Source organism: Frankia sp. CgKIO3, from assembly GCF_977946435.1.
This window is the reverse complement of sequence record NZ_CDWTMO010000145.1, coordinates 1-10,659: the sequence shown is the minus strand read 5'-3', so window position 1 is coordinate 10,659 and position 10,659 is coordinate 1. Positions and strand designations below refer to the sequence as shown.

The following is a 10,659-nucleotide window of genomic DNA, read 5'->3' as shown; positions in this document are numbered from 1 at the left end:
GCGGCGAGGCGGGGAAGCACCAGGCCCAGAGGCGCGTCGACCCGGACGGCCGCGCGGCTGTCCCCCCGGGTCGGACCCTGGTTGACGATCGCGATCGGGATGTCGAGCTCCGCCGCACGGAGCACGAACCGGTAGCCGGACATCACCGTCAGCGACGATCCGAGGATCAGCAGCGCCCTGGCCCCCTCGACCAGCCGGAACGCCTCCGCGGCACGCGGCCGCGGCACGGTCGCGCCGAAGAACACCACGTCCGGTTCCAGCTCGTCACCGTCGCACCGGCGGCAGCCCACCATGACGAAGGCGGCGACCATGTCGTCGGGGAGCGTGACATCGCCGTCCGGGTTGCTCTGCGCGGCGCCGACATGGAATCCGGGATTGACCGCCCGCAGACGCTGGTCGAGCTCGAGGCGAGGGCTCACGTCGCCGCAGCCGCGGCATAGCACGCGCGACAGCCTGCCGTGCAAATCGATGACGCGCCGTGAGCCGGCACGCTGGTGCAGGCCGTCGACGTTCTGCGTCACGACACCGGTCACCAGGCCGTCCTGCTCCAACCGGGCCAGTGCACGGTGGCCCGGGTTCGGCTCCGCCCGGGCCACCCGCCGCCACCCGGCATGGCTGCGGGCCCAGTAGCGGTGCCGGGCCGCGGGATCATCGGTGAACTCCTGGTAGGTCATCGGGGTGTGATGGCGCAGTGCCCCGTTCGGACCCCGGTAGTCCGGAATACCGGAGTCGGTGGAGATCCCCGCACCGGTCACCACCACGACCCCGCCGGCCGCGGCCAGCGAGCAGAGCCGGTCGAATACCTCGCCCCCGCCACCCGTCACCTGCTGTCGCACACCGTCCCTCACACCGTCTATGCTGCCCGATCCGGCCGTGCCCCGGATGCCCGTTCCGCGCCACCGCTCCCCGCCCGTCCGCTCCCCGCCCGTCCGGGGATGGAGCCCGGGGGGAGACGTCCCGGCAGGTTGATGTTTCGGACACCGGCATCGATACGTCGTGTAGTCGTCCTAGCCGTGTGGTGTGATCAGGCCCAGGGTCGTACGGTTGCGGCAAAGCCAGCCTTCCCGAGGGTGGTTACGACGATGTACGGCGAGAACGCACAGGTCGGCACCAGGCACGCCGAGTCGGGGGATGCCCGGCGCCACCCCTCCGGCTCAGTCGGCCACGGCAGCTCAGTCGGTCACGGCAGGTCAGCCGCGTCGACCACAACCAGGACCACCGTCAAAACCGTCGGCATGACCGCCGGCACGAGCGCAGGCCGACCGGCCGCGATGGAGGCCGAGCTGGCCTCGGTCCATCCCGGTCCGGCCGCGCCGGTATGTGAGGCGGCCGGGCGCATCGCCCGGTCGGAGGAGACCATCGAGGCGGAGGTCATCCGTCTCTTGCCCGGAGCCCTCGCTGTCGTTCGCACTCCCGCCGGAACGGAGGAGGTGGGCATCGCCTTGGTCGACGCCCATCCCGGAGATGCCGTGCTGGTCCACGCCGGGGAGGCGATCGCCGTTCTCTAGCCCATCCGTTCGTTCGTCCGTCCGGGCCAGGCCCGTCCAGGGCAGGGAGATGCAATGACGGTTTGTTCGCCGTTCGACCAGACCGCGGCGATCGCGGACGCTGAGATCTACCGCGGCGAGTCCACCCGTCCCGACCGCGCCACCACCTGCGGCTCAGACCGGCGGATCGGGGTGCTGACCCCGTCGTCCTATGCCCTCGCCCATCCGGGGGAGCGTTCGCATGCCCACTCGGAGTGTCTCCTGGAATGCGGCCCCGACACCGTGCTCCGGGTCCGGGTGCGCTACCTGCAGCTGACGGCCCGTTCCGTGGATCGTGGCCCCAGGGATGGGGGCCGGTTTCCACCGGGCGGCTGGCCCGCGGGAGATGCCGAGCCCCGCGGCTGGGACGAGTTCATCCCGCGCCAGGTCGACGATGTGGTGACGGTCACGGACCTGTTGGCGGCGCCTCCCGGCAGCGCGGTACCGACCGCCGCGGGGCCGCGGCGGAACTGGCTGCCCCGCCTGAGCGCGCCACGGCCGAATCCATGGGAGCTGGCCGGTCCGGCGAGCGGTGGCGTCTCGGCGGGACTCGGACCACCTCACACCATCCGGTTCAGCGCCCCCGCCGGTCGGCGGGTGGAAACCGTGAGCGGCCACGGCGAGGCGGAACCGACCCGCATCACCTGGGACAGCTGGGCCGTGCAGGGAGAGCTGCGGTTGAGCGCCGGACTGCAGACCTGGGCACACCAGGCCGGGGGAACCGGAGCACATCGCCTGGTCCGGCTCCGGGTGGAACTGGTGAACACCTCGGGCTGGCATCTTCCGGCCGAGGAAGCGATGGATCACGTCTCCCTCGAGGCGCGCCGCCGATGGCACCGGGAACAGGCGATGCGGCACTCCCTGATCGGCGCGCACCTGCTCCTCGCGACGACCGAGGGCCGATTCGTGTCCCTGGCCTCTCCCCCGACCCGGGCCAGCGAATTCGCGAAGAACTGCGTCAACGACGGCCTCTGGCCCGCACTCGTGGCCACCACGGACGGCCATGACACCGTGCTCGTCGCGCCGATCGTCCTTCCCGATCATCCACGGCCGGCGCCGGTGGACCACGACGGCGGCAGCTGACCGCCGGCCCGCCATCGGCCTCGGCCGATGAGCCGAGGCCGGTCGTCAGCAGCAACAGCAGCGGGAACAGCGAGTGGAACTTACGCGCCGGGAGGATGTCAACATTGTTGATTATCTTGGATCGGACGCGGTGGTCACGTTTCTACGGCGCGTAGAATCTGCTGGGTGCGACTACAGGCGAGGCTGTCCGCGAGACGGCGTACGGCAGTCCCGAGTAGGAGCGGCACCCGGTTCGCCAACCCCACCGGTGGTACGGGCGGCACGGGGCCCACCGGCCTCGCCGCGGCGATCAGCCTGGTTGTGGTGCTTGGCCTCGTCGCGGCGGTCCCGCTCGGACTGGCCACCCCCGCATCGGCGCATTCACGCCTGGTCACCAGCACCCCGGTGGCGGACAGCACTCTCACTGCCCCGCCACATGAGATCATCCTGATGTTCAACGAGCCAGTGTCCCCGCGCTACACGAACGTCGCCGTCACAGCGGCCGACGGCGCCAGCGTGACCGCCGGTGCCACCCGCGTCGAGGACGGCAGCGTCCACCAGGACCTCACCGCTCTTCGCGACGGTCGCTACACGGTGGCCTATCGGGTCGTGTCCGCGGACGGTCATCCGGTCGGCGGCGAGTTCGCCTTCACCGTTGCCGGCGGCACGGCGTCCGCGGGCCAGGAGGGATCCCCGCCCCCGTCCCCGGTCACCACGACGCCGACCCCGGCAGCCACCGCAAGCCCGACCACGGGTGCCGCGCCGGCCCCGTCCGCGGCCGTCACTGCCATCACGGCCGATACGGGATCCGCGGACGGCGGTGACGGTGGCGGTGGCTGGATACTCCCCGTTGTGATCGCCGGTGTCCTCACGCTCGGCGGCGGCACCCTGTTCGCCCTGCGGCGACGTCACTCCGGAGCGCGCTGACCCTATGGACACCCCCGTCACCAGGAAAGACCCCGCCATAACGAACAACTCCACCACGCCCGCAGACCCCACCACGCCCGCGGGTCCGGCCGCTCCTCCGTATGCCGCCGCTCCCACCAGGACCAGCCCCGCCAGCCGCTCCACCTCGGGGGACGGACGGACGGCGGCGGTCGGACGGATGGCGCCCGTCGCCGTCGCGGCCGGATGCGTGGCGCTGGCCCTGACCGTCGGTTTCGGGCCAGGCCCCCTGCGGCTGCCCGGCCTGCCCTCGTCCGGCACGCCCACCTACTGGGCACTGCCGTTCACGCATCTGGTCGGCAAGATCGCCGCCGTGGGGACGATCGGATGGCTTCTCGCGGCCGCCGTCCTTCTTCCGGCGAAACACGGGCGTTCGGCGCAACGCGGTGCGGCCGGCAACGAGTCGCGGGTGGGCATCCTGTCCCCCACGGCCCGGCGGTGCGGCCGGTACGCGGCGAACGCCGCGGCTCTGTGGATGGTGGCCACCCTCGTGGAGCTGCTGTTCACCCTGTCCGAGATCTCCGCGCGCCCGGCCGGCGACGTCCTGGGCGTCTCCTCGCTGCGCTCCTTCGTCTCCACCACCTCCCAGGGCCGGGCACTGCTCGTCGTGGCGGCCCTGGCGGCCGTCATCGCGATGATCGGCCGTACGGTCACGACGACAACCGCGGCCGGGGCCCTGCTCGCTGTCGCGGTCGCCGGCATCGTGCCGCCGATCCTGGTTGGCCACGCCGCCACGTCCGGCGATCATGCGATCGCAGTGGTGGCCCTCGGCGTGCACGTATTCGCGGCCACGGCCTGGGTGGGTGGTCTACTCGGCCTGCTCACCGCGGTGCGGCTGCCGGTGGGCTCGTTCGGCCCGGCGCTGCGCCGGTACAGCCGGTTCGCGGCCGGGGCGGCGGCCGTCACGGCGATCAGCGGGATCGCCGGTGCGGCCCTGCGGCTCGGCGGCTTCACCCCGTTGTGGGACACCCGCTACGGCCTGCTGGTCCTGCTCAAGGCCGCGGGCCTGCTGGCCGCCGTCACGCTCGGTGGTCTGGTGCGCCGCCGGATCGTCGCCGGGCTCGCGGTGAGGACGCCCACCGACCAGACCGGCACTGCTCAGACGAACACCCGCCGGACCGGCACCGACGGGACTACCGCGGTCGCTCGTTTCCTGCGCATCGCCGGCGTGGAGCTCACCGTTCTCACGGCCACGGTCGGACTGGCCGTCGGACTGTCCCGCACGGCGCCACCGGTGAACGACGCACTCGTTCCCGACGATCCGACCCAGACGCTGCTCGGATACCCGATGCCCCCACCGATCACCGCCGTGCGGCTCGCCACCGACTGGCGCATCGACTGGGTCTTCCTCGCCGGCGCGGTCACCGCCGCCCTGCTCTACCTCGCCGGCCTGCGCCGGCTACGGGCACGCGGCGCTCCCTGGCCGCTCGGGCGCACCATCGCCTGGCTCGCCGGCCTGCTCGTCGTCGTGGTCGCCACATCGAGCGGACTCGGGCTGTACGGGCCGGTCCTGCTCAGCGTGCACATGAGCCAGCACATGCTGCTCAGCATGCTGGCCCCGATCCCGCTGGTGCTCGGCGCGCCGGTGACCCTGGCGCTGCGGGCGATGCGGCCCGCCACGGCTCCGCACCGCACCGGACCGCGCGAATGGCTGCTGAGAACGCTGCGGTCCTGGCCGGTACGCATCCTGACCCATCCGCTGCTCGTGACGGCAAACTTCGCCGGCAGCCTCTACGTGCTCTACCTCAGCTCGCTGCTGTCGACCCTCATGCGCAACCATCTCGGCCACCTGTACATGAACGTGCACTTCCTGGCGGTCGGCGTGCTGTTCTTCGAGCTGCTGATCGGGACCGACCCGCTCCCCCGCCGGCTGCCGCATCCCGGCCGCGTCCTGATGCTGCTGGCCGTCGTCCCGTTCCACGCCTTCCTCGGCCTGACCATCATGAGCACATCGGCCCTGCTCGGCTCGGGCTGGTACGACCGCCTGGTCCGGCCCTGGGGCGTCTCACCGCTCAGCGACCAGCGGACCGCCGGGGGCATCGCCTGGTCATTCGGCGAGATTCCCACCTTCGTCGTGCTGATCGTGCTGGCCATCCAGTGGTCCCGGCTGGACGAGCGGCAGACGCGGGCCCGGGAGCGGCGCATCGCCGCCGCTGGTGACGTCGACGCCGAACTCGACGCGTACAACGCCTACCTCACCCGGCTCGCCGCCGGCCCCGCCCGGCGCACGCCGTCCGCGGCCACCCCCACTACCGCGACAGCCGCCGCCTCGACAGCAGCCACCACCTCACGCACGACCTCGCCCGCCCCCGGAGACGAGACCGGTGCTGAGGCCGAGACCGGTGCTGAGGCCGAGACCTCCGGATAGGCAGGCCGGGAGAGAACCCCGACTACGGCGTCGGCCGCGGGCCGTCGGGACCGGATGCCGCGGCCCTCCCGCCCGGACGGACGACCACCGCGGACCGCGGGCTGTCGGCAGGCGCACCCTCGGCAGGCGCCGCGGGCAGGGTCCGCACCGCGGGCAGGATCCGCACGTTGCTCTGCGAAATCGGCGGGCGGCGCGCCGCTTCCAGGTCCACCCGCGCGGCCACCACCGTCAGCTGCCGGCGGATGATCGCCCATACGAGTTCGAGCAGGACCGCCGCCACCGCGGCGATGCCGACCGCCGTCCACGGCCCGGTCGTCCCCACCAGGGAGAGCTGGAAGAACTCCTGGCCGGACGGGATGGCCAGGACCAGCGCGAACGCGACCGCCATGGTCAGCACGAGCGCGATGCGCCACCAGGTGTACGGACGGGCGACGATCGCCAGTGCCCACAGCGCGACTCCGAACAGCGTCAGCGTCGCCATCGAGGTCTCGGCGTCCAGGTCTTGACCATAGAAGTGCGACCGGGCCAGCAGGTAGGACGTCATCGTCGCCGCGGCGGCGAGCAACCCGGCGGGAAGGGCGAAGCGCAGCACCCGACCGACGAAGTCCGGCTGCGCCCGTTCGGTGTTCGGCGCCAGCGCCAGGAAGAACGACGGGATGCCGATCGTCAGCGACCCGACGAGCGTGAGATGCCGAGGGAGGAACGGGTACGGCACCTGGGTGATCACAACCACGATCGCGAGCAGGACCGAGTAGACGGTCTTGGTCAGAAACAGGTTCGCGACCCGTTCGATGTTGCCGATGACCCGCCGCCCCTCGGCGACCACCGGCGGCAACGTCGCGAAGCTGTTGTTCAGCAGCACGATCTGGGCGACCGCGCGGGTCGCCTGGCTGCCGGATCCCATCGACACGCCGATGTCGGCGTCCTTGAGCGCCAGGACGTCGTTGACGCCGTCGCCGGTCATCGCGACGACGTGCCCCCGCGACTGCAACGCCGCGACCATCTCCCGCTTCTGCTGCGGGCTGACCCGCCCGAAGATCGAGTGGCTCTCCATGGCGTCGGCGAGCGCGGCCCGGTCGGTCGGCAGCGTGCGGGCGTCAACGGGATCGTCGGCGCCGGGCAGCCCCAGCGAGCGGGCGACCGCGCCGACCGACAGCGCGTTGTCCCCCGAGAGGATCTTGGCGGCGACGTTCTGCTCGGCGAAGTACCGCAGGGTATCCGGGGCATCCGCCCGCAGCCGCTGGGCGATGACCACGAGCGCCACCGGGACGACGCCAGTCGGCACCGTCGCCGGGTCCGCCAGTGCGTCCGCCAGCGGCGCGCCGAACCGAGCGAGCAGCAGCACCCGCAGGCCCTGTGCCCCGTACTCGTCCGCGGTGGCGAGCACCCGGTCACCAGCTGCCAGCAGCACATCGGGCGCGCCGAGCAGCCAGGTGCCCTCGGTCCCGTCTGCGGCGGCGAGGGTCGCGCCGCTCCATTTACGCGCCGAGGAGAACGGCGCGTCCGCCCGCACCTGCCAGCCCTGCGGGGCGGGATAGGCATCGATGATCGCCTGCAGGCTCGGATTCGGCCGGCTGTCGGCCGCGCCGAGGGCGCCGAGCACGCTCGGCACGAGGGTGCTCGGCTCTCCGGCCGCGCCTGCCCCGGAGGCGGCGCCCGTCTCAGATACGGCGCCCGTCTCAGGTACGGCGCCGGCGGTGCCCGGCTCGACGATCCGCAGCTCCACGACGTCCATCGCGGCCTCGGTGAGGGTGCCGGTCTTGTCCAGGCAGACGACGTCGACGCGGGCCAGCCCCTCGATCGCGGGCAGTTCCTGCACCAGGCACTGCCGCCGGCCCAGCCGCACCACGCCGACCGCGAAGGCGACCGACGTGAGCAGCACCAGGCCCTCCGGCACCATCGGCACGAGCCCGGCGACCATCCGGCGGATGGCCTCGGGCAAGTCGTCGTCGTTGACGACCACCTGGCTGATGATCAGCACGAGGCCGGCCGGAACGATCATCCAGGTGACGACCCGCAGAATGGTGCTGATGCCGCCCCGCAGCTCGGAGTGCACCAGGGTAAACCGGCTCGCCTCCTCAGCGAGCCGGGCCGCGTAGGCCTCGCGGCCCACCCGGGTCGCCCGGAACGCCCCCGACCCCGCGACAACGAAGCTGCCCGACATGACGATGTCGCCGGGCTGCTTGTGCACCGGATCCGCCTCACCGGTGAGCAGCGACTCATCGACCTCCAGGTGATCGGCTGCCAGGACCAGGCCATCGACGGGGATCTTGTCGCCGGCGCCGAGCTCGATCACGTCGTCCAGCACGATCTCGGCGGCGGGGAGCTCCCGGGCGATACCGTCACGCCGCACGACGGGCCGGGACTCCCCCACCACGGCAAGCCGGTCCAGGGTGCGCTTCGCCCGCAGCTCCTGGAACAGGCCGACCAGGGTGTTCACGATGATCACACCGCCGAACAGGGCGTCCTGGAATGGACCGACGATGACGACGAAGACCAGCAGAACGCCGATGATCGCGTTGATCCGGGTGAGGACGTTCGCACGGATGATGTCGCGCAGCGAACGGCTGGAGCGGGCCGGCACGTCGTTGACGCGGCCGTCGGCGACGCGTTCGGCGACCTCGGCGGCGGTCAGCCCGGCGGCGGATCGACCGGTCGCGGCGGGGCCGGACCCGCCGACGGACCAGGCCCCGCCGGCGGGCATGGACCCGTTGGCGGACGCGGGGTCGTCGATGGACGCGGGGTCGCCGACGGGCGCCAGGTCCCGGTCGTCGAACCGTCCCGGAGACAGCCGCGATCCCGCGGCCCCTCGCCGAATCATGGCGTCCTCCACGCTCCGTCGCGGTCGCTGCCGGAGGCTCGGCAGCGGAATCGGTATCGGTTTCCCGACCGACGTCGGGCGGGCCTCGGACTCGTTCGGATATGTCCCGCAGACACCTTCACCGTCTGCACACGCGGACCGCCGACCCTCACCGTAGTTGACGGGCGTAGGCACGTGGGTCGCGCCTGGGGCTCCCCGCCCGTTCAGCCCGGGGGGGCACCGGCGCCGGGGCTGAGGGCACCCCCGGCCAGCAGGGAGAACAGCAGCAACCCCAGCCCCACGCGATACAGCACGAAGGGCGCGAAACTGCGCGTCGAAATGTACCGTAGGAACCACGCGATCGCGGCGTACCCGGTGGCGAACGCCACGAGCGTGGCGAGGATCGTCGGGCCCCAGGCGACGTCGGCATTCTTCCCACCGATGGAGCGCAGTTCGAAGACCCCGGACGCCAGCACCGCCGGCATCGCCAGCAGGAAAGAGTACCGGGCCGCGGCCTCGCGGGTGTAGCCGAGGAGCAGGCCTCCGCTGATCGTCGCACCGGACCGGGAGACGCCGGGGATCAGCGCGGCAGCCTGGGCGAGGCCATAGAAGAGCCCGTCACGCACCGACAAGTCCTCGAGTACTTTGCGCGGGCGGGGCGGCGAATGACGACCCTGCGGCCGCCCCTTCGAGGCGTACCAGTCCGCGCCGCCCAGGATCAGGCCAAGCACGATCAGCGTCGTGGCAATCAGCCGCAGGTCGCGGAACGGGCCCTCGATGGCGTCCTGCAGCGTCACCCCGAGCAGGCCGATCGGAAGGGTGCCGAGGATGACCAGCCAGCCCATCCGGGCGTCGGGGTCCTTACGCATCTCCCGGCGGGTGAGCGAGCGCGCCCACGCCGCCACGATGCGGGCGATGTCCTTACGGAAGTAGATCAGCACGGCGGCCTCGGTGCCGATCTGGGTCACAGCGGTGAACGCGGCGCCCGGGTCCTCCCAGCCGGCGAGCGCGGCGGCGATGCGCAGGTGGGCGCTGGACGAGACCGGGAGAAACTCGGTGAGCCCCTGAACGAGGCCGAGGACCGTCCCCTCGAAGAAGTTCATCGACGCGCCGACCTGGCCCACGAGTCCGGCCTACCCGGCCCATCCGGTCCGTTCAGCCCGTCCGGCGAGGCCGCCGGGTCCAGAGGCCACGCGGAACGACGATCGGTCTGCCGGCTCCGCGCCCGACCTGTTCGCGTCATCCACGCACACCCGACCACGGCTTCACCGTAGCGAAGGGTGAAGTGCGGGCGGATGCCGGGTGACGGCGTCCCCGCCTTCTCCGATCCTCCGACCTGGTCCGATCGGGGTTCCGCCGGATCGGGCCGAGCCCACCCCGCAGCAGGCCCCCCACACGGGCTGACCTGGCGGTTCGTCGGACAGTCACGGACCGCGACGAACGGGCGGGTTCATGCTCTGGCCATGCAATCGAACGAGATCGCTCGCTTTCTGTTCATCTTTGGCCCGCACCGTGTCACCCGGAGGTACGGACCGCCCGCCTCGTGGCGGTCTGGCGCGCCCCGATCAGGGCCGGGAAGCGACACAGTACGCATAGGAGGTTGCACGATGAGTCATCTGCTCGCGAATGTGATCATTGAAGTGGTCGGAACAGCCGTGATCCTGGTTCTGACCAGTCTGGTGCGACGCTGGCTGGGCCAGCCGGCCGCTCGCCCCGCCTGATCCGACCCAACCCGGCCTCCCCCGACCTGACCCGCCGCCAGTCCCGCCCGTCCTGGACATCCGGGACAAGTGCCGACCGGACGGACGACGCGATCAGTCATGCAGCCTGGACGTCCTGGACGTCTGGGACGCGGTTCTGGAGGGCTGCGCTCCACCGTCCGGATCGTCCCGAAAATCGGGTTCGCCCACGTGGGCGAACGCTAAGGGATCGTCATTAAATAAGTTGATCATTTGATC

The 10,659-nt window shown here is 71.8% G+C and carries 7 protein-coding genes; 4 read left to right on the top strand and 3 right to left on the bottom strand.

All coding sequences use genetic code 11. From position 1 onward, the window contains the following. The coding region (locus tag AC08OJ_RS15390) for an NAD-dependent protein deacetylase (RefSeq protein WP_476596068.1) at nucleotides 1-857 on the bottom strand (857 nt) is incomplete at its 3' end. A 378-nt stretch (nucleotides 858-1,235) separates the two neighbouring features. On the opposite strand from AC08OJ_RS15390, the gene AC08OJ_RS15385 reads away from it, so the two are divergent. The 4 genes from AC08OJ_RS15385 to AC08OJ_RS15370 all read left to right on the top strand — a co-directional run bounded on the left by AC08OJ_RS15385 (nucleotide 1,236) and on the right by AC08OJ_RS15370 (nucleotide 5,901). Next, on the top strand, nucleotides 1,236-1,508 hold the full coding sequence (locus AC08OJ_RS15385) for a hydrogenase assembly protein HupF (protein ID WP_462187911.1): 273 nt from the start codon (nucleotides 1,236-1,238) through the stop codon (nucleotides 1,506-1,508). 54 nt (nucleotides 1,509-1,562) lie between these two features. After that, complete coding sequence (locus AC08OJ_RS15380) at nucleotides 1,563-2,609, top strand: hypothetical protein (protein ID WP_476593646.1); 1,047 nt, start codon at nucleotides 1,563-1,565, stop codon at nucleotides 2,607-2,609. A 165-nt stretch (nucleotides 2,610-2,774) separates the two neighbouring features. Beyond that, the gene (locus tag AC08OJ_RS15375) at nucleotides 2,775-3,515 is read left to right on the top strand and encodes a copper resistance CopC family protein (RefSeq protein WP_476596067.1); all 741 of its coding nucleotides are present in this window, start codon (nucleotides 2,775-2,777) and stop codon (nucleotides 3,513-3,515) included. Nucleotides 3,516-3,693: 178 nt separating this feature from the next. Further along, the gene (locus AC08OJ_RS15370) at nucleotides 3,694-5,901 is read left to right on the top strand and encodes a bifunctional copper resistance protein CopD/cytochrome c oxidase assembly protein (RefSeq protein ID WP_476596066.1); all 2,208 of its coding nucleotides are present in this window, start codon (nucleotides 3,694-3,696) and stop codon (nucleotides 5,899-5,901) included. A gap of 22 nt (nucleotides 5,902-5,923) precedes the next feature. On the opposite strand, the gene AC08OJ_RS15365 is transcribed toward AC08OJ_RS15370, so the two are convergent. Continuing rightward, complete coding sequence (locus AC08OJ_RS15365; protein WP_476593643.1) at nucleotides 5,924-8,722, bottom strand: HAD-IC family P-type ATPase; 2,799 nt, start codon at nucleotides 8,720-8,722, stop codon at nucleotides 5,924-5,926. 203 nt (nucleotides 8,723-8,925) lie between these two features. Then, nucleotides 8,926-9,804 carry an undecaprenyl-diphosphate phosphatase gene (locus AC08OJ_RS15360; protein ID WP_476593649.1) on the bottom strand — a complete coding sequence of 293 codons (879 nt, stop codon included), beginning with the start codon at nucleotides 9,802-9,804 and terminating at the stop codon, nucleotides 8,926-8,928. Nucleotides 9,805-10,659: the final 855 nt, after the last annotated feature.